The 19,557-nt window shown below is 59.7% G+C and carries 21 protein-coding genes; 5 read left to right on the top strand and 16 right to left on the bottom strand.

Translation table 11 applies throughout. From position 1 onward, the window contains the following. Position 1 precedes the first annotated feature (1 nt). From AACX78_RS12715 to cobB, 3 genes are all read left to right on the top strand, one after another. Positions 2-1,249 carry a response regulator gene (locus AACX78_RS12715; RefSeq protein WP_159166409.1) on the top strand — a complete coding sequence of 416 codons (1,248 nt, stop codon included), beginning with the start codon at positions 2-4 and terminating at the stop codon, positions 1,247-1,249. A gap of 3 nt (positions 1,250-1,252) precedes the next feature. After that, a complete protein-coding gene (locus tag AACX78_RS12710) occupies positions 1,253-1,852 on the top strand; it encodes a GNAT family N-acetyltransferase (protein WP_159166408.1) in 600 nt (199 codons plus the stop codon). Positions 1,853-1,942: 90 nt separating this feature from the next. Further along, entirely contained in the window at positions 1,943-2,716 is a 774-nt protein-coding gene (gene cobB, locus AACX78_RS12705; RefSeq protein ID WP_159166407.1) for a Sir2 family NAD+-dependent deacetylase, read from the top strand. A 73-nt stretch (positions 2,717-2,789) separates the two neighbouring features. Here the strand turns inward: cobB and AACX78_RS12700 are convergent, their stop codons facing one another. The 7 genes from AACX78_RS12700 to AACX78_RS12670 form a co-directional block, all read right to left on the bottom strand. Beyond that, entirely contained in the window at positions 2,790-3,803 is a 1,014-nt protein-coding gene (locus AACX78_RS12700) for a substrate-binding domain-containing protein (RefSeq protein WP_159166406.1), read from the bottom strand. Next, on the bottom strand, positions 3,803-4,735 hold the full coding sequence (gene rbsK, locus AACX78_RS12695; protein WP_159166405.1) for a ribokinase: 933 nt from the start codon (positions 4,733-4,735) through the stop codon (positions 3,803-3,805). Before rbsK ends, AACX78_RS12700 begins: the two co-directional genes overlap by 1 nt. A 110-nt stretch (positions 4,736-4,845) precedes the next feature. Further along, positions 4,846-5,721, bottom strand: a complete 876-nt coding sequence (gene rbsB, locus AACX78_RS12690) for a ribose ABC transporter substrate-binding protein RbsB (protein ID WP_021138711.1) — start codon at positions 5,719-5,721, stop codon at positions 4,846-4,848. Positions 5,722-5,758: 37 nt separating this feature from the next. Beyond that, complete coding sequence (gene rbsC, locus AACX78_RS12685) at positions 5,759-6,727, bottom strand: ribose ABC transporter permease (RefSeq protein ID WP_021138712.1); 969 nt, start codon at positions 6,725-6,727, stop codon at positions 5,759-5,761. Continuing rightward, the gene (gene rbsA, locus AACX78_RS12680; protein ID WP_159166404.1) at positions 6,724-8,289 is read right to left on the bottom strand and encodes a ribose ABC transporter ATP-binding protein RbsA; all 1,566 of its coding nucleotides are present in this window, start codon (positions 8,287-8,289) and stop codon (positions 6,724-6,726) included. The genes rbsC and rbsA overlap by 4 nt, the downstream gene beginning before the upstream one ends. A 20-nt stretch (positions 8,290-8,309) precedes the next feature. Next, complete coding sequence (rbsD, locus tag AACX78_RS12675; RefSeq protein ID WP_159166403.1) at positions 8,310-8,729, bottom strand: D-ribose pyranase; 420 nt, start codon at positions 8,727-8,729, stop codon at positions 8,310-8,312. A 223-nt stretch (positions 8,730-8,952) separates the two neighbouring features. Next, positions 8,953-9,570 (bottom strand): glutathione S-transferase family protein, encoded by a 618-nt coding sequence (locus AACX78_RS12670; protein WP_159166402.1) that lies wholly within the window; start codon positions 9,568-9,570, stop codon positions 8,953-8,955. 276 nt (positions 9,571-9,846) lie between these two features. Here AACX78_RS12670 and AACX78_RS12665 point away from each other — a divergent pair, with 276 nt between their 5' ends. Continuing rightward, a complete protein-coding gene (locus AACX78_RS12665; RefSeq protein WP_201302947.1) occupies positions 9,847-10,584 on the top strand; it encodes a hypothetical protein in 738 nt (245 codons plus the stop codon). A 76-nt stretch (positions 10,585-10,660) separates the two neighbouring features. Beyond that, positions 10,661-11,341, top strand: coding sequence for a DUF2987 domain-containing protein (locus tag AACX78_RS12660; protein ID WP_159166400.1), 681 nt, complete (start codon positions 10,661-10,663; stop codon positions 11,339-11,341). Between the two features lie 81 nt (positions 11,342-11,422). Here AACX78_RS12660 and ttcA read toward each other — a convergent pair whose 3' ends face one another. The 9 genes from ttcA to AACX78_RS12615 all read right to left on the bottom strand — a co-directional run bounded on the left by ttcA (position 11,423) and on the right by AACX78_RS12615 (position 19,555). Then, positions 11,423-12,331 carry a tRNA 2-thiocytidine(32) synthetase TtcA gene (ttcA, locus tag AACX78_RS12655; RefSeq protein WP_155602655.1) on the bottom strand — a complete coding sequence of 303 codons (909 nt, stop codon included), beginning with the start codon at positions 12,329-12,331 and terminating at the stop codon, positions 11,423-11,425. Positions 12,332-12,413: 82 nt separating this feature from the next. Further along, positions 12,414-13,361, bottom strand: coding sequence for a universal stress protein UspE (uspE, locus tag AACX78_RS12650; protein WP_005315586.1), 948 nt, complete (start codon positions 13,359-13,361; stop codon positions 12,414-12,416). A 141-nt stretch (positions 13,362-13,502) separates the two neighbouring features. Next, on the bottom strand, positions 13,503-14,258 hold the full coding sequence (locus AACX78_RS12645; protein ID WP_005315591.1) for an FNR family transcription factor: 756 nt from the start codon (positions 14,256-14,258) through the stop codon (positions 13,503-13,505). 68 nt (positions 14,259-14,326) lie between these two features. Further along, a complete protein-coding gene (locus AACX78_RS12640; RefSeq protein ID WP_021138720.1) occupies positions 14,327-15,013 on the bottom strand; it encodes a sulfite exporter TauE/SafE family protein in 687 nt (228 codons plus the stop codon). Then, positions 14,997-15,185 carry a cbb3-type cytochrome oxidase assembly protein CcoS gene (gene ccoS, locus AACX78_RS12635; RefSeq protein WP_005315597.1) on the bottom strand — a complete coding sequence of 63 codons (189 nt, stop codon included), beginning with the start codon at positions 15,183-15,185 and terminating at the stop codon, positions 14,997-14,999. Before ccoS ends, AACX78_RS12640 begins: the two co-directional genes overlap by 17 nt. A gap of 114 nt (positions 15,186-15,299) precedes the next feature. Next, positions 15,300-17,693, bottom strand: a complete 2,394-nt coding sequence (locus tag AACX78_RS12630) for a heavy metal translocating P-type ATPase (RefSeq protein ID WP_159166399.1) — start codon at positions 17,691-17,693, stop codon at positions 15,300-15,302. Positions 17,694-17,779: 86 nt separating this feature from the next. Further along, on the bottom strand, positions 17,780-18,268 hold the full coding sequence (locus AACX78_RS12625) for a FixH family protein (RefSeq protein ID WP_021138722.1): 489 nt from the start codon (positions 18,266-18,268) through the stop codon (positions 17,780-17,782). Positions 18,269-18,398: 130 nt separating this feature from the next. Further along, the gene (gene ccoP / locus AACX78_RS12620; protein WP_159166398.1) at positions 18,399-19,376 is read right to left on the bottom strand and encodes a cytochrome-c oxidase, cbb3-type subunit III; all 978 of its coding nucleotides are present in this window, start codon (positions 19,374-19,376) and stop codon (positions 18,399-18,401) included. Beyond that, positions 19,376-19,555: a CcoQ/FixQ family Cbb3-type cytochrome c oxidase assembly chaperone gene (locus AACX78_RS12615; RefSeq protein WP_005315611.1), complete on the bottom strand. Its 180-nt coding sequence runs from the start codon at positions 19,553-19,555 to the stop codon at positions 19,376-19,378. Before AACX78_RS12615 ends, ccoP begins: the two co-directional genes overlap by 1 nt. Positions 19,556-19,557 lie beyond the last annotated feature (2 nt).

Raw genomic sequence — 19,557 nt, 5'->3', positions numbered from 1 at the left:
CATGATCATCACAGATGAAGAGTTATTGGCGTTGCTGAACTCGGAAGAGACCCAGGAGCGTTTTTTTTACCCGGTGACCCTCTATGCACTGGACGGAGTGGCCTATCAGGCGGCAAAAGCCGTTACCTTGCCCGAATTTGCCACCTTGCGTCGCACGCAACCCGATGCCCGCTGGCCGTGGGAGGGGTTGTTCGCTGCCGGTGCCATCGCCCTGTTTGATCCCGCCTCACACGCCGGTGCCGACTATTTGCCGCAGTTGATGAACCAGAGCGATGGCATCTATCGCCTCTCGGATGACTGGCTGACAGGGGTCCATGACAGGTACCAGCAGTGGCTGCAGTGGCTGGCACAGATGCAGATCTTGTTGCTGGAGGATCACCCGTTTCAAGGCGCCCATATCCAGCAGGAGATCCAGGGATTGGGTCTGTCCTGCCAATGGGTGCAGGATGGCGATGCCTGTATCCAGGCCCTGGAACAGGGAGGCGTCAAGCTACTCATCAGCGATCTCAGCCTGGTGGAGCAGGATGCCATCGGTCTGCTGATGAGCCAGCCTCAATATCAGCAAAGCGGCCTGCCTATCATACTGCTGTCGGCCCACGATCAGACCCTGATCGACGGGGCCCGCCGGCTGTTGCACGATGCGGGTTTCAATGTGGTGGCCGCCCTGGCCAAACCGCTGTTGAGCGATGATCTGCTGCGGCTGCTCAAGGCGCTCTATCTGGGGCCACAGCGGCAACAGCGGCTTAGTGGCTTGCGCCGTACCGTCCGCAGCTGGCAGGGGGACGAGAAGGGGCTGCTCGGGCTCTTGTCCGACCCGCCATCTCCGCTGCCCATCTGGCTGGCGGTGACAGGTTTGCCGCCACGGTGGGAGCTGGTGCGGGATTGGCTGGGCAGACAGGGGCGAGATGCCACTGAACTGACCCTGGTCATTCACCGCCGTGATCACCTGCTCAGCCAGGCCGAGCGGTTCGCACTGGTGCTGCAAGCCAGTCTGGCTGGCGTCAAGCTTGCGCTGCTGCTCGACAATGACCAGCATATGCCGTTTGATTTGCTGGAGAGGGTGCCATTGCAGCACCTGCTGCTGGGGCAGAGCCTGCTCCCGGGGCTCGAGGCCATGACGGCGGACTCCCTGCTGGGCCGCTTCATCCATAGGGCCAGAGAGCTTGGCATTGCCCTCTATCTGGATGATCCCTTCAACCTGCTCGACAGTACCCTGTGGCGCGATCGCGGCATGACGGGGCGCTGGTAACCCGTGCCCCGTTACCTCTGCTGGCCCCCCGATGAGGCGCGTTTGCGACGTAGCCTGACTGGCTGGCTGCATCCGACGTCACGGGCCTCCTTGCCCCTGATGATGGAAGTAGGCGGGGTCCCCTGCCGCTTGCAGGAGCTGGCTGGCGCCGATCCGGAATCGATCAGAGCCGCCTACGAGGCGTTGAGCGAGCAGAGCATTTACCTGCGCTTCATGCGGGCAAAACAGCCGGCTACCGATGATCAACTGGCCTTCTTTCTCGACTATCCCAGAGCCCCCCAGATAGCGCTGCTGCTGACCGATGGTCAGGGGCGGCCGCTGGCCCAGGCCCAGTCCATACGTCGGCGGCTGCACCCGGATCGGGCCGAGTTCTCCTGTCTGGTTGCCGATCACTTCCAGCACAGGGGGGCGGGCAGACGCATTCTGCTGGCGCTGGCACTGCTGGCGCGCGCCGAGGGCATTCGGGAGTGGACCGCAGAAGTATTGGCCCAGAATCGCCCCATGCTGGCGCTCCTGCGTGGGTTGGGGCTGCCGCTCACCCTGGTGACGGGGCGGGAGCTGGTGTTTGTCCGGCTCGATCTGAGCGTGCTCGATTCCCTGTGAAGCGGGTATCCTCATAAGACCAAGGGTGAATAGGCTGCCTTTTCAGCCTGTGCTAAGGTCAGCCTTGTATGGGATCAGAGGGAAGCAGTCATGGTGCAATCAGCGAAACACATCGTCATTCTTACCGGCGCCGGTATTTCTGCCGAATCCGGCATCAAGACCTTCCGTGCCTGTGACGGTTTGTGGGAAGAGCACAGGGTGGAGGATGTGGCGACCCCGGAAGGGTACGCCCGGGATCCCGCCATGGTGCAGGGGTTCTACAACTCGCGCCGTCATCAGCTGCAACAACCGCAGATCCATCCCAATCCTGCCCACTATGCCCTGGCCCGCCTCGAGCGCCTGTTGCCTGGCACTGTCACCCTGGTGACCCAGAATATCGACAACCTGCACGAGAGTGCGGGCAGCAAAAACCTCATCCACATGCACGGAGAGCTGCTCAAGGCCCGCTGTCCCGAGTCGGGCCAGGTGATCGAATGGCGCGGCGATCTCCATCAGGATGAACTCTGCTCCTGTTGCCAGTTCCCCCAGCCGCTGCGCCCGCACGTGGTCTGGTTTGGCGAGATGCCGCTGGGGCTGGATCGCATCTATGGCGCCTTGGCCCAGTGCGACCTTTTCATCTCCATCGGGACCTCGGGGGCCGTCTACCCTGCTGCCGGCTTCGTGCATGAGGCCGGGCTGAACGGTGCCCATACCATAGAGCTCAACCTGGAACCGAGCGAGGTGGGCAGCCAGTTTGACGAGAAGCGCTATGGACCGGCCTCCCTGCTGGTACCCGCTTTCGTTGACGAGTTGCTGGAGCGCTGCGGCGTGCATCAACCCAAACAGATAGAGGGTCACAACTGGATGGAGATGCGTGAGCCTTAATCCGGCGGCTGGGATCCGAGCCGTTGTTTGAAACAAAAGGCGACACCAAGGTGTTGCCTTTTGTTGCTTTGGATCATGGGCGAGGGAAGAGGGGCGCGCAGGATTGTCTGATCACCAGGTCTGGATCAACGGTGATCAGGTGGTTATCCACTGTCACCCCATTGATACGTGCCAGCAGCCGGGTAACGGCGAGGCGACCCAGCTCCTCCTTGGGTTGATTGATGGTGGTGAGTGGCGGCGACAGATACTGCGCCAGCGCGACATTGTCATAACCGACAATGGAGATGTCCTGCGGTATGTTCAACCCCGCCTGATGGGCGGCACTGATGGCCCCCATGGCCATCATGTCGTTGAAGATAAACAGGGCGCTTGGCCGTTTGGGCTGGGCCAGCAGGCGCTGCATGGCATTGAAACCACTGGCACAGTCGAAATCTCCCTCCTGGATCCAGGTCGGATTGACGGTCAGACCCGCTTCCTGCATCGCCTGCTCAAAGCCAGCCTGTCGCTGATTGGCGGGGGCTCGGCTGTGGGGGCCCGTGATGCAACCGACATCGGTGTGACCGAGCGCCAGCAGATGGCGGGTGGCCAGATAACCGCCGCGATGGGAGTTGTCGGCGATGAGGTCCACGTCCTTGCTCTCCATACCCCAGTCCATCACCACAACGGGCAGGCTCTTGAGCCAGTCGAGCTGGTTGAACACCTCCTGTTGCCCCTCGCTGCACATGATGAGCAGGCCGTCGACCCGCTTGCGCAACATCATCTTGAGGTAGGAGAGCGCCGTCTCGGCCTGACCTTCGGTGTTGCCCAGCATCAGGTTGTAGCCCTGCTCGAAGCAGTAGCGCTCCACCCCGCGCACTACCTCGGCAAAGAAGGGGTTGCTGGAGGTGGTGACCAGCATGCCGATACTGTTGGTCTCCTTCACCTTGAGGCTGCGGGCCACCAGGCTGGGGGCATAATTGAGTTCGCGCATGGCGGCAAAGACCCGCTCACGGGTCTCTTGTGCCACGAAGCGGGTCTCGTTGATGACATGGGAGACGGTAGTGGTGGAGACCTCTGCCCGCGCCGCCACCTCCTTGATGTTGGCCATCAGTGCCCCTGCGCAGTCTGGGCAAGCAGGAAGGCGTCGACCTCAACCTTGCTTGGGATCGAGCTCTGGGCGCCGAACTTGGTGACAGAAAGCGCCGCCGCGCCGTGGGCAAAGCGCACCGCGGCGTTGAAGTCTGCACCGGCAAGCTCGGCGGCCAGCAGGGCGCCGTTGAAGGTATCGCCCGCGGCCGTGGTGTCTACTGCCTCAACCCGAAACCCCGGGATGAGCTGTTGCTGTCGGGCGTTGCTGCAATAGACCCCTTGGGAGCCCAGGGTGATCATCACATCGCTTATTCCCATCTGGTGGAAGCGGTCGGCCGCCAGAGCCGCGCTGGCCTCGTCGCTCACCTTGACGCCGGTCAACAGCTCGGCTTCGGTCTGGTTGGGGGTGATGAGATCCACCAGCGCCAACAGCTCGGCCGGGAGCGGGCGGGCAGGCGCCGGATTGAGTACCACCCGGGTACCGTGGGATCTAGCCAGCTTGGCGGCTTCAAACACGCTTTCAAGCGGCACTTCCAGCTGCAGCAGCAGGGTATGGGCATCGGCAATCATGGCTTCATGCCGTTTGACCATGGCAGGAGAGAGGGCGCCGTTGGCCTCGGCGGAGATGCCTATGCTGTTTTCCCCCTCGTCGCTTACATAGATGATGGCGATGCCGGTGGGCAAGGTCTCATCGAGTTCTACTGCACTGACGTCTATGCCATCTTGCTCGAAACCCTGGCGCATCTGCTGGCCGATGGCGTCATCACCGATGCGGGCAATAAAGGAAACAAGGGCGCCGAGACGTGCGGCAGCCACCGCCTGATTGGCCCCCTTGCCACCCGGTACCACCTGATAGCTGTGGCCGGTCAGGGTTTCACCGGGGCGAGGAAAATGAGGGACGCGCAATACATGGTCCGCATTGACACTGCCCAGAACAACGAGACGATTCATTCTTATCACCCTTGATTTGGAACATCTTGGTTTGAGTGGGCCCAAGCCAAGATGCACAGCTGATGGAAACTCAAGAAACAAAGGGGGAGGCCAAGCTCCCCCCTGTCACATTACTTGCTGACGATTTGCAGCGGTACCGGGATGGATTTTTCTACCGGCTGACCCTTGAGTACCTTGTCGGCGGTTTCCACGCCGATGGCACCGATCAGGGCCGGTTGTTGCGCTACTGTGGCGGCCAGTTTGCCACGGGAAACGGCGGCCTTGCCATCATCAGTGCCGTCGAAGCCGACTATCATCACCTCTTTGCCGGCCGCCTGTACGGCGCGGATGGCACCCAGCGCCATTTCGTCGTTCTGGGCAAACACGGCTTGCACGCCCGGGTGCGCGGCCAGCAGGTTTTCCATGACGTTCAGCCCCTTGGTGCGGTCAAAGTCGGCAGGCTGGGAGGCCAGCACTTCCAGCTTGTTGGCAGCCACGGCCAGGGCAAAACCTTCGCCACGGTCACGGGCGGCGGAGGTACCTGCGATCCCCTCTAGCTGGATCACCTTGGCGCCAGCGCCCAGTTTCTGGGTGATGAAGTCGCCAGCCAGCTTGCCGCCAGCCACGTTGTCGGAGGCAATGTGGGCTTTGACCTCACCTTGTGCGGCACCGCGATCCAGGGTCAGCACAGGGATGTTGGCCTTGTTAGCCAGGCGGATGGCATTGCCAACGGCCTCGGAGTCGGTCGGGTTGATCAGGATGGCGTTGACCTTGCGCACGGTGAGATCTTCCACGTTGGAGAGCTCCTTGGCCGGGTCATTCTGGGAGTCCAGTACCACCAGTTCATAACCAAGCTCCTTGGCTTTGGCTTCAGCCCCCTCTTTCATGGTGACGAAGAAAGGGTTGTTGAGGGTGGAGACCACCATCGCCAGGGTCTGATCGGCGGCCTGGGCGGTGCCCAGCACAGACATGATGGCGGCAGCGAGCAGGGTATTGAGCTTTTTCATCATTTCATTCCTTGTGTGTGTGGCATGGCTTAGGTTGTTATCGATTGCTTTTGTTATCGACCATCACGGCGAGCAAAATGACGCTGGCCTTGGCGATCATCTGGTAATAGGACGAGACGTCGAGCAGGTTGAGGGCGTTGTTCAGGAAGCCGATGATGAGGGCCCCTATCAAGGTCCCCATGATGCGACCCTTGCCCCCCATCAGGCTGGTACCACCCAGCACAACGGCGGCGATGGCGTCCAGCTCGTAGCCCATGCCGGCAGTCGGCTGGGCAGAGGAGAGGCGGGAGGTGACAATGAGGCCAGCCAGCGCCGACAGCATGCCACACAGACCATATACGGCGAGTTTGACCCTGGCCACATTGATGCCGGAGAGGCGGGTGGCAGATTCGTTGCCGCCCAGGGCATAGATGTAACGGCCCAGACGAGTGTGGTTGAGCAGGTACCAGGCCAGCAGGAAGACGATGGCCATCAGCCAGATGGGCACAGGCAGACCAAGCAGGTAACCGGTACCGAGCCAGGCGAAGTGATCGGATCCCTCGCTAAAACCGGTGGAGATGGGGCGCCCCTCGGTATAGACCATGGTCACGCCGCGCAGGGCTGTCATGGTGACCAGGGTGGCGATGAATGCCTGCACCTTGCCCTTGGCAATGATGAGGCCGCTGATGCCGCCGAGCAGGGCACCGGCCCCCAAGGTCAGTGGCACTACCAGCGCTATGGGCAGCTCCATCGCTACCATGGTGGCTGCCAGGGCGCCGCACAGGGCGAGCACAGAGCCGACAGACAGATCGATGCCGGCGGTGAGGATGACCAGCGTCATGCCGACCGCCATGATGGCGTTGACCGACGTCTGGCGCAGTATGTTGAGCAGGTTGTCGGCGGTGAAGAAGTTGGGGCTCAGGAAGGAGACCACGCCTATCAACACCAGCAGGGCGACCAGGGATTTGTTCTCAATCCACCAGGCCTTGCTCATGATGCCGCGGCGGGAAAGGGTTTGGGTTGTCATTGAAAGGCCTCTTGCTCTGATTGCCACTGTTTACCGACTGCCGCCGCCATCAGTTTCTCCTGATTGGCGTCCGCGGACATGAATTCTGCGCTGATGCGCCCTTCGTGCATCACCATGATGCGATCGCTCATGCCGAGCACTTCCGGCATCTCGGAGGAGACCAGAATGATGCTCATCCCCTCCTGCTTGAACTGGTTGATGAGCTGGTAGATCTCTTTCTTGGCACCCACGTCGACGCCGCGGGTCGGCTCATCCAGGATCAATACCTTGGGCTTGGTCAGCAGCCCCTTGGCGATGGCCACCTTCTGCTGGTTGCCACCGGAGAGCAGCTTTATCAGCTGCTCCTGACTCGGGGTCTTGATGTTGAACAGGCGCACATAGTCACTCACTGCCTGGCGCTCGGCCTTGCCGTCTATCTTGCCGCCACGGATGAACTCATCGAGGGCGCACAGACTCATGTTTTCCCGCACCGAGAGTTCCAGCACCAGCCCATCCCCCTTGCGATCTTCGGAGATATAGGCGATGCCGACGGCCAGCCCATCGGCAGGGGTGCGTGGCACCATGACCTTGCCATCGACCTCGACAGCGCCGGCGCTGATGGGACTGGCCCCGTAGATAAGTTTCATCAGCTCGGTACGGCCTGAGCCCATCAGGCCACTGAAGCCCAGTATCTCCCCCTGACGCAGTGAGAAGCTCACCCCGCGCACACCCGGGCCAGCCAGATCTTTGACTTGCAGGCTGACAGGACCCAGTTCCCGATGCAGGCGCGGGTACTGCTCTTCCAGCCGCCGACCGACCATCATCTCGATGATCCTGTCTTCATCGAGATCGCTCACTGCTTTCTCGCCGATCCACTTGCCGTCACGCAGCACGGTAACCCGGTCGCAGATTTGGAAGATCTCCTTGAGGCGATGGGAGATATAGACGATGCCACAGCCCTGCTGGCGCAGTTCGCGGATCACGGTGAACAACTGCTCTGTTTCGGTGTCGGTCAGGGCATCTGTGGGCTCATCCATGATGATGACGCTGGCATCGAACGAGAGGGCCTTGGCAATTTCCACCATCTGCTGTTCACCAATCGACAGCTCTCCGAGCCGGGTATCCGGACCATGCTTGACGCCGAGACGACCGAGCAGGCTGCTGGCGCGCTCGCGCAACTGCTTGTGGTCAATGCTGCCAAAACGGGTACGCGGTTCGCGGCCAAGGAAGATGTTGGCGGCAATGGAGAGCTCCGGCAGCAGGTTCAGCTCCTGGTGGATGATGCTGATGCCCTGATCCTGGGAGTCGCGGGGACCCTTGAAGTGCACAGGCTGGCCGCGGTAACTGACGCTGCCCGCATCGGCTTGATAGATGCCGGTCAGCACCTTCATCAGGGTGGATTTGCCGGCGCCATTCTCGCCGAGCAAGGCCATCACCTGGCCCGGGTAAACCTTGAGTCCTGCCTCATCGAGGGCGCGGACACCGGGAAAGGTCTTGACGATCCCGGTCAGCTCCAGAATGGGCGAGGGGGGCGTGTCAACGCTCCCGGTGAGCCTCGAAAGGGGGGAGGGAGTTGTGCTCATTGCAGCTTCCTTGAAGAGGCTTAAAACGCCACGCCGGCGCAGAGAATGAGGTTGGCATAGGGCGTTACTTCGCCGCTGCGTACTATCGCCTTGCTCTGGCGGGAGCGGGTCTTGAACTCCTCATGCAGGCAATATTCGATGGCAATGGGTTTGCCTTGCTCGAGCGAGTGGGTCTCGATCTGATCGAGCAGGGCTTGATGGGTGTCAGGGCTGATCAGCTTTATCTCGCTGGCCATGATCACTTTTTCCACCACAAGATCCGTCAGTAGCGCTTTCAGCACTGTCTGCAGGTTGGGGGTGCCCGCCATCAGCGCCAGATCGATGCGCACCGGCCCCGCCGGAATGGGTAATCCCGCATCGCACACTGTGATCTCGTCGGTGTGGCCCATCTGTGCCACCAGGGCACTCAAGGGAGCATTGAGCAGTACGCCTCGTTTCATAACAGCACCTCGGCAGACTTGCGTCTGCGTATCTGATGTTTATCAAGGCAACCGATTACGCAACCGGTTGCGTCATGAGGTAAACGATAGGCGCTAAGGCACGCTTGATCTACAGGGAGATGGCAGAAATGTGAAAACGATCCCAATGCTGGGGGAAAAGAATAAAAAGAGGTGCCAGACAGCGTACAGGCACCCATATGCAGAGGATTGAAGGAGAGAGGGGTCAGAGGGCGAGGGCCTGCTGCACGCCGGGGCGTGTGAGCATCTGTTGATAGTGGGCTGCTACCCTGGGGAACTCGCTGATGGCCACCCCATCGCTCTCGAGCCAGCCGGCGACCACGAACAGGTAAATGTCGGCAAGGCTGAAGCGCTCCCCCAGCACCCAGGGGCCGACCAGATAGTGGCGTTCAATTTCGGCAAAACCATCGCGCATGTTTTGCGGCACCTTGGCCTGCATGGCGGCGACAGCCTGCTCATCATCGGCCCAACGGCTGCCGCGGCGTCCGTGGGCATGGGAGACATGCACGGTGGAGGCGAGGAAGCTGTTGACCTCCTGCATGCGGGCCAGCAGGAAAGGGTCATCCAACGGGGCAAGCAGGGCATCGGGAAAGCGCTGCGCCACATAGAGCAGCAGTGCCGAGGTTTCAGTCAGCACGCCGCGCTCGGTAACAAGCGCCGGCACCCGGCCTTTGGGATTGATGGCGAGATAGGCGGCAGAGCGCTGCTCCCCCGCCGCCAGATCGAGTCGCTTGACCTGATGGTGGGCCCGGGCCTCGGTCAGCGCTATGTGTACGGCCATGGCGCAAGTGCCAGGGGCGAGATACAGGGTCAAATCAGACATGCATGTCTCCTTGTAAAGTGTGTCTTCCTCGCGTCGCCCGGATGGGGAAGGGCGGAGGCAGTCAGCAAATGCGGTATATCTGTTGGCATCCTACGCCCATCACAACGGCGGGCCAAGGCGGGAAAGGAAGGAGGTGAACCGGCCTGCGCTTATGAAATCAAAGGCTTTCCCACCAGCAGATAAGGGGAAAAACGGCTACGCATACCGGGTCAAATCGCTATAATGTGCCCCCTGAATAGTGTTTTTCTGATGTTGGATAGTCCATTGAGTAATAAAATGCGGATCGGTGGTTCCCTCGAGCAATCCCTGAGTCAGGGATATCGCCTCGACCTCAAGGGGGTACTGCAAGAGAGTTGGCAACAGACGCGCCGTACCGGTTTTGGCCTGCTGCTGGCCATAGTAGGGGTTACCTCCATCTGGATGTTGCTGAGCAATACCCTGCTGGCGCCTTACGTCAATCAGGAAGGGGGGATGGATATTGCCCTGGTGTTGAGTCTGCTCATCACCATCATGATGGCCCCCATGACCTCGTCCCTCGACATGCTGGGATTGCAGCAATCGGTCGGCGTCCGTGCCCGTCCGAGCCAGGTATTCGATTTCTTTCGCCACTTCCTGCGCCTCGGCAGCCTGAGCCTGCTGGGCAGCATGATCACCAGCCTGTTCGGTCCCCTGTTTGAACTGGTGGGGTTGCCGGTGATGCTGGCGTTCATACCGTCTGCGCTGATCGGCATGGGGCTGGTGTTTACCGTGCCGCTGGTGCTGGAACGCGGCTTGTCACCGGTGCAGGCCATTCTGGTGTCGCTCAAGTTGTTTGTTCGCGGCTGGCCCAGCATAGTGCTGCTGCACGGTGTCATGCTGGCGCTGTTTTTCCTGGCGCTAATCCCCATGGGTCTGGGGCTTATCTGGGTGGCTCCTCTCTACTTCAACTGCAAGGGGATCCTCTATCGGGATCTGTGCGGGGTCGCGGTAGAAGTGACCGAAGTGAGCGAAGGTCCCGATCATTTCAGCGCTTGACCGGCGTATGCAGTGCCAAGAGATGGCACACCAAGATTTCAACGCATGACGAGTGCGTGATGCAAAAGGATGGCACATGAAGATGGCTCGACATGGTGTAGCGGCAAGCTTGCTGCTGTTGCCCACCCTGGGGTTGGCACAGCCTTCACTGGATCTGCAATACAGTACTTTCTACAGCCAGATGAAGACCTTTGCCAAGGGGGAGTTTGGCCATGCCAGATTGGGGTTTTATCTGACCGATCAACAAAATGGACAGCGTTGCCTGCTTACCTCAGCCCGGGTTTCTACCCTGGATCGGGACGTGGCTGCCGAGGTGACGGTAGACAGCGAGCTGCGGCTGCCCTACGACGATGATCTCAATCTGGACAAGGCGACCGTAGTGGTGGGCTTGACCGAGGCGCACGCTGCCTGCGATCTTTCGGTGCAGGTGATGGCCGATGCCCCGCCCGTGTCAGGCAGCCAGTGGGAGCTCAAGGTGGCTGAGGTGGTCAAGCGCCAGCAGGATATGCAGGCCCTGCTGAGCAAGCTGGCCGGCATGGTCGGCAAGTATTTCCTGCCCAAGATGGCGGGTGTGCGGGTGACACTGGCGCAACCGACTGGCACTGCCTATCTGGTTGATGGCGCCCGCCAACTGCCACTCTCCTGGCAAGAGGGGCAGTTGCTGCTGAGCAACGCACAACTGGCAGACTTCGCCGCGGGCAAGCTGCAACTGAAGGGGGACATACTGCGACTGACTCCCTGGTTGCACAAGGGCTGAGCAAGCGTCACGCCAGAAAGATAAAAAGGAGCGCCAGGCGCTCCTTTTTCGTTGCAGATTTCGTTACCGATTGTGCAGTGCCTAGCGCACTTCAATCACATCCAGCATGTCCATCTCGTCGATGTTCAGCAAGGGGGCTGTCGGCAGTTCGGGCGGATCAAATGCCTTGTCGCCGCCATCTATGATGCCGGAGTCTCGGTTGATGCTCTTGAAGTCGAACAGCTTGTGATCGAGCAGGTGGCTCGGGATCACGTCCTGAATGGCGGTGAACATGGTTTCGATACGACCCGGGAAGCGGCGATCCCAATCCTGCATCATCTGCTTGATAGCCTGACGCTGCAGGTTCTCCTGCGAGCCGCACAGGTTGCAGGGGATGATGGGGAAGGCCTTGACCTCGGCGTAACGCACCAGGTCTTTCTCCTTGCAGTAGGCCAACGGGCGGATCACCACGTTCTTGCCATCGTCGCTCACCAGTTTGGGCGGCATGGACTTGAGCTTGCCGCCGTAGAACATGTTGAGGAACAGGGTCTCAAGGATGTCATCCCTGTGATGGCCGAGGGCAATCTTGGTGCACCCCAGCTCTTGCGCCGTGCGATAGAGAATACCTCGGCGCAGGCGAGAGCAGAGGGCGCAGGTGGTTTTGCCTTCCGGTACCTTGTCCTTGACGATGGAATAGGTATCTTCTTCGACGATCTTGAAGTCAACGCCCAGGGTCGCCAGGTACTCAGGCAGCACATGCTCGGGGAAGCCAGGTTGCTTCTGATCCAGGTTGACGGCCACCAGATCAAAATGGATGGGGGCGCTTGCCTTCAGGCTCATCAGGATGTCGAGCATGGCAAAGCTGTCTTTGCCGCCGGACAGGCACACCATGATCTTGTCGCCCTCTTCAATCATGTTGAAGTCGGCGATGGCCTGACCTACGTTGCGCCGCAGGCGCTTTTGCAGTTTGTTGAAACTGTATTTATCTTTGGCGTTCAGCTCTTCTAGCATGCTCGTAAAACCCGGGACACAAATAAGCGCGTTATTATAGCCATGTCCCGGGGGAGGGCAAGGTGCCAGGATGAAAGGCGCCTTATGATTGACGACGCCGGCTGTCTACCGGGCAGCTGTAATCGTCGGGTTTGAGGATCAGGATGTCGCAGGAGAGCCTGTCTACCACGTGTTCGGCGGTATTGCCGAGCAGGGCGGCAGAGAGGCCGGTGCGACCGACACACCCCATGATCATCAGGGTGGCTTGCAGGTCGTCAGCCAGGTCGGGCAACACCTCTTCCGGCAATCCTTCCGCCACCCGGGTCCACAGATGGCCTATGCCATATTTGTCGGCATGGCTCAGCAGCAGGCTCTCATGGTGTTTGCGAATAGCCTCGTTGTAAGCATTGGGGTCGAACTCCGGCAACTCTATGGCCACATTGACCGGGGTACCGGGATAGGTATTGACCAGATAAAGGTTGGAGCCGAGCAACTCGGCGATGCCAATGCCTTCCTCCGTGATCCGTTCGTTCAGCACTTTCTGATCCTGATCGTCGCTGGAGCAGTTGATGGCCGCAATGATGTTGCCACCCCGTTGCCAGTGGCCCTCCTTGACCAGCAGGACAGGGCAGGGGCACTTGCGCAGCAGATGCCAGTCGGTTGGAGTAAAGATGAAGGTTTGCAGGAAGGAGTGATGATGGGTCGCTTTGACCACCAGATCGTGGCGATTCTCCAGTACTTCCTGAATGACACACTCGAAGGGGCGATTGTGCCAGACCACCTTGACTTCGTAGTCCAGTCCCTTGGCACGGTAGGGTTTGAGAATGTCGTCTAGCCATTCACGACGCTGGGCGATCACGCCGTGGCGCATCTCTTCCCGTTCATCCACCGACAGCATGGCGGTCATTTCGTACGAGAAGTCATAAATAGTGAGTAACAGGGTCAGTTGAGCGCCTTCATCGAGCTCAGCTACTTTGACCGCACGTTCGAGGGCAACTTGCCGCTCTTCTTCCGGGTTGATAACAACCAGAATTTTTCGGTACTTGACCATGTTCTCTTCCTCCTTGGCAAAAATACCAATGATGACAGACCTTTAGCCATTACAGCTTAGCTCAGGAGGAGGCAGGGGGACATGTGCCGGATCAAATTTCAGACTGAACCGATCCGGCAACGAGGGCAGACAGAGGGGAAATTAACCGCAGGCAGGACGGGGGGCGCCAGCCATGACGCCGAGGGCCATCTGATCCAGCACGGTAATGTACTTGCCTTTGACGCTGATGAGGCCGGACTTCTGAAAACGGCCAAGCAGACGGCTGATGGTCTCCACCGTGAGGCCGAGATAGTTGCCGATATCACCCCGGGTCATGGAGAGGCGGAATTCCTTGGCGGAGAAGCCGCGCTCGGAGAAACGCACCGACAGATTGTGCAGGAAGGCTGCAAGGCGCTCTTCCGCATTTTTCTTGGAGAGCAGCAGTATCATCTCCTGATCGCCCATGATTTCGTTGCTCATCAGTCGCATGATTTGCTGGCGCAACTTGGGCATCTTGCCGGAGAGATCGTCGAGTACGTCGAACGGGATCTCGCACACCATGGCCGTTTCCAGCGCCTGGGCAAAGGACGGATGCGCATGCTTGTGAATGGCATCAAAGCCAACCAAGTCCCCTGCGAGGTGAAAAGCGGTGATCTGCTCATCCCCTTGTTCTGTGATGGTGTATGACTTGATGGTCCCGGAACGGATCGCATAGAGCGACTTCAGCTCATCGCCGGCTTTGAACAGCTCCTCACCCTTCTGGATCGGCTTCTTGCGCTCAATGATGCTGTCGAGCTGATCGAGTTCACTGTCGTTCAGAGTGAAGGGAATGCAGAGCTGGCTGATGCTGCAATCCTGGCAATGAATTGCACAGCCACCGCTCTGAATACGTCTGCCAGGTTTCTTTTCCGGGATCATAGGCTCATACGAATAATTGATTTATATCAAACAAGTTTACCATCAACTCATCCGTTTTGGATAGGGTTTCAAAAGGACGCTATCCCGACCCAGAGGGTATGCAGCCCATATGCAATGAGCAAAACAGCCCCGCCTTGACGCAAACTGCGCAAGGTCAGCCAGTAGCGCAGCCGGTCCGCCAGTCCCCCCAGTGCAAAGAGTGTCGGCAGTGTCCCCATGCCAAAGCAGAGCATGATCAGTGCCCCGCCACTGGCAGAGCCAGCTGCGGCACTCCAGGTCAGCATGGAGTAAACCAGACCGCAGGGCAGCCAGCCCCATATCATGCCGAAAGGGAACGCCTGCCAGGCCGAGGTGAAGGGAAGAAACTTGCCTGCCAGCGGCTTGATCCGTGGCCAGAGTCGGGCACCGATCCGCTCGAGCAGCAGTATGCCTTGCCACCAGCCGGCAAGGTACAGGCCGAGCGCTATCATCAAGAGCGCCGCCATCAGCCGCAATCCGGCGATGGCATGTTTGCCTGCACCGAGCTCGCTGGTGGTGGCCAGCAGCCCGCCTACCAGAGCGCCAGCGATGACATAGCTGAGGATCCGCCCCAGGTTGTAGTTGAGGAGATAGCCAAGTCGGCCCCAAAAGTGCTGTTTCTCGGGGGGAATGGCCATGGAGAGGGCGGCCGAGACGCCACCACACATGCCGATGCAGTGGCCAGATCCTGCAAGCCCCACCAGCAGGGCCCCTACCAGATCAAGGCTGGCGGTCATCGGACTTGGACTCGATGGGTTTCTGGGCAGGTTTGTCTTCATCAAACAGTATGTTGGATCCCTGGCGGTCGAGATCTTCAAACTGCTCGGAGCGAATGGCCCAAAAGAAGACGGCGCCTGCGATGATGACAAACAGGATGGCGATGGGGATCAGGACGAAGATGATGTTCATGATGCAAGCCTTGCTATGAGAGTGGTCATGGTAAACCAGTTACCGGCCAGGATCCCTCTTCATTCAATATGTGTTGGCGCGCTCATATTCGCATGAGCACGCCGTCTTCACGGTTCAGCGATTGAGCCTCATGGAGTTGGTGACCACGATGAGGGAGCTCAAGGACATGCCAGCTGCCGCCAGATAGGGGGGTAACCAGCCGCTGGCCGCCAGCGGCAACACCAGCAGGTTGTAGCCGATGGACCAGGCGAAGTTCTCCTTGATGATCTTGCGAGTGCGGATGGCCAGGGTGCGGGCGTCCAGCAGGCGCGACAGGTCATCGGCCAACAGGATGGCATCTGCGCTGTTTTTCGCAAGATCCGTGCCGCCCGCCATGGCAAAAGAGGCGTGGGCTCCAGCCAGTACGGGGGCATCGTTGATGCCGTCACCCACCATGATGCTGATATCACCTTGGGCTTCGCGCGCCTTGAGGTAGGCCAGCTTGCCATCCGGGGTGACACCTTTTACCAGCTCATCCACTCCAAGCTCGCGGGCCACTTCGTCGGCCTGGGCAGAGCTGTCACCGGTGAGAATGGTGGTCTGCAAACCGGCGGCCTTGAAGGCCTGGATCAAGGCCCTGGCATCCGGGCGCAGTGTATCGGCCAGGATAAAGCGGGCCAGCACTCGGGATTCATCCGCCAGATAGATGGCAAGGCCCTGGCTGGCGGTGTGCTCTGTGGGCAGAGCCAGCCAGCGGGCGCTACCGATGCGATAATGCTTGCCTGCCACACCCCCCTCAATACCGTGGCCGATGACTGGGACCACCTCGCTTGCAGGCAGCAAGACGTCGTTGGCTGCCGTGCTTTTAAACGCGCGGGCGATGGGGTGCTCGGAATAGGCCTCCAGTGCCCGGGCGATGGCGAGGCATTGATCTTCGCTCAGCTCCGCCAGCGCCGTTGTGCTGGTCAGGCTGATATTGCCCGTGGTCAGGGTGCCGGTCTTGTCCATCACTATCCGGTTGGCCTTGGTCAGCACGTCCAGCACATGGCCGCGACGCAACAAAATACCGGAGCGAGTGAGGCGTGCGGTGGCCGAGGTGAGGGCGGTCGGCGTGGCCAGAGACAGGGCGCAGGGGCAGGTGGCGACCAGCACGGCCAGGGTGACCCAGAAGGCTTGCTCCGGTTGATGGAAGTGCCAGAAAGTCCACACGGCTGCGGCAATGATCAACAGCACCAGAATGAAGTGACGGGAGAGCACATCCGCCATCTGGGCGATGGCCGGCTTGTCATCGAGGGCGTGATCCTGCAGCCGCATGATCTGGGCGATGCGCGACTCTTCGATGCGATGGCTGACCCTGATCTGAAGCGGTGAATCCGTGTTGATGGTGCCGGCATAGACGCTGTCGCCCACCTGCTTGAGCAGTGGCAGTTGCTCGCCGGTCAGCATGGATTCGTTGAGGCTGGCCTGTCCCTCGACAATGATGCCGTCCGCCGGCAGGGTTGCACCGGCCAGCACCCGTACTCTATCCCCCACCTGCAAGGTCTTGGCCGCTACCTCGTGCTCACCCTCCTCATCAATGCGGGTGGCCATGATGGGCACTAGCCGTGCCAGGTTGGAGCTGGACTCGGACGCCTTGCGCCGGGCTCTCAACTCCAGAAAACGGCCCAGCAGCAAGAAGAAGACAAACATAGTGATGGAGTCGTAATAGACCTCACCCGTGTTGAAGACGGTGGCCCACATGGAGGCGACGAAGGCGCCGATCAGTGCCAGCGACACCGACACGTCCATGGAGAGGTGGCCCTGTTTCAGGCTGCGCCATGCCCCCACGTAAAAGGGCTGGGCCGAATAGATCATGATGGGGGTCGAGAGCAAGAGGCTGATCCACTTGAAGTAGACCATGAACTCATCCTCGACACTGATGAAGAGATCCATGTAGAGCGCCACGGCGCACATCATCACCTGCATGGACCCCAGGCCCGCCAGCGCCAGCCGGAACATGTAGTTGCGCACTTCTTTGGCGTAAATAGCCTCTTGGCTGTGGGTCTGGAAGGGGTAGGCACGGTAGCCTATCTTGGCGAATCCCTTGAGAATGTCGCTCAACGAAAGCTGGTCCGGATCCCACTTGATACGGGCGCGGTGAGTAGTGGTGTTGACGTTGATGTAGTGCAGACCGGCAAGGCCGGTCAGATGGCGTTCGATAAGCCAGGCACAGGCGGCGCACGTAAGCCCCTCAACGCTGAGCTGGATTTCTCGCACCCTGTGGCTGCCCGTGCCGCTGTTGGTGACAAAATCCTGTTGCACTTCGGCAAGATCATAATGGGTGAGGGCCGCCAGCTCTTCGGGCACCAGTTCTCCTCTGGTACCGGGCGCTGTGCGGTGATCGTAATAGCTGGAGAGACCGCACTCCATGATGGTTTCTGCCACGGCCTGACAGCCCGGGCAGCACATGGGCTGCACTATGCCTTTTATCTCGAGGGCATAGTGGCTGGCGGCGGGAACCGGCTCGCCACAATGAAAGCAAGCCTTCATGGTGTGTTACCCCGGGGGATGGCAAGCAGGGCCCCTGGACTGTTGGCGGCAACCGGCTCGCCACAGTAAAAACCGCCTGTCATGACTTAACGCCCTTTGGGATCGAGTTCGACGGGGGCTGTGGTCGGGAGCTGGACTGTCTCTTGCAACCGCCACTCATGGTCGAAGGCATCGACCCGTATATGCCACTTGCCACTCAAGGGCTGGTCGAGCAACAGACGATAAACGCCGCTGGCGTCAGCAGTCACCATGTGCTCGCTGTCCATGCCGGCCAGGGTCGGGTGGAACAGGGAGAGGTAGAGGGCCTGACGGGGTGGGATCTCTCCCGAGAGGGGCTTGAGAGTCAGCTCGTTGCCGTTCACTTCCAGCGCTATGCGGATATTGAGCGCTTCGGATCGATCGAACTTGCTCAAGTCCTGATTAATCTCTTTGCCTTGTTTGTAATAGTCTTCTGCGACCAGATTGACACCATCCTTGCTGGCGATGATTGCCGTGCTGATGCCGGCAATCACGGCGGCGGCCGGGAGGGCGATGATAAACCAGGGCCAAAATTGGCGATACCAGGGTTGGGACATAGTGCTACTACCGTGAAACCTGTGATTAACGAAATAGAGGGGATTTAGCCAACACAAGATAACAAAAAGCCTCGAAGAGTCGAGGCTTTTTGCTGAGTAATCACGTGCTTATCACATGTTACTGCTGATTTTACTTGTCCGTGTGGGACAAGCTGTAAACGTAGGAGGCAAGCAGGTGCACCTTGTCTTCACCCAGAATATCCTGCCAGGCTGGCATCACACCGTGACGACCGTGGGTGATGGTCTGCTCGACCACCTGACGGGAACCGCCGTACAGCCAGATGTTGTTGGTCAAGTCCGGGGCACCGAAGGCGATCCCTCCCTTGGCATCCGGACCGTGACAAGCGGCGCAGACGGCAAAGCGGGCTTCCCCTTTCTTGGCTTCCACCAGGTCAACCTTGCGACCGGACAGACCCAGCACGTAGGAGGTCACTTCCTTGACGCCGTCCTTGCCCAGGATCTCGCCCCAGGCAGCCATCACACCCTGACGACCGCCCATGATGGTGGTCTTGATCTGGGCAGGCTCTCCGCCCCATTGCCATTCGCTGTCGGTCAGGTTCGGGAAACCGCGACCGCCGCGGGCATCGGAGCCGTGGCACTGGGAGCAGTTCTGCAGAAACAGGCGTTGTCCGACTTTCAGTGCTTCCGGATCCTTGGCTATCTCGGTGATATCTTTGTAAGTCTTGCCGTCTGTCTGATAGGTCAGCTCGCGGAACTTGGCGCCGTAGATCTCGTCAGCCTTGAGCAGCTCACGGTCGTATTCCACCGCACGCCCTTCAGCCTTGGCAGAGGCTGCCGCCGCCTTGGACTCTGCCAGGGAGCGAACATCCTGATTGGAGCTCTGCCAGCCCAGCAGACCCTTCCAGTTGCCCAGACCCGGGAAGGCCAGCAGGTAGACCAGGCCGGTGACGATGAAGAAGATGAACATATAGGTCCACCACTTCGGCAGCGGATTGTTGATCTCTTCGATGCCGTCGAAGGCGTGTCCCATGGACTTTCCTTCCTCTACACCCATCTTGTCCCGCAGGCACCACACCAGCAGCAAGAAGCAGCCGAGAATGGTTCCCAGACTTATGACGGTCACAAAAATGCTAAACAAAGTGCTCATTATTGTTTCGCTCCTGCGTTCTTGTTATCAGCACCGGGTTGCTCGTCATCGGCAAAAACCAGGTTGGCTGCCTCGTCGAAAGAGGCCTTGCGGCGTTTGCTGTATGCCCAGACGATGATGCCGATCATGATGGCCATCAACAGCAGGGTATATAGGCCGCGAAATGTGCCGTAATCCATAT

The organism is Aeromonas sp. 9A (genome assembly GCF_963900955.1).
Classification (GTDB): domain Bacteria; phylum Pseudomonadota; class Gammaproteobacteria; order Enterobacterales; family Aeromonadaceae; genus Aeromonas; species Aeromonas salmonicida.
The sequence above is the reverse complement of the archived record's forward strand: the minus strand, read 5'-3'. Positions and strand labels throughout refer to the sequence as shown.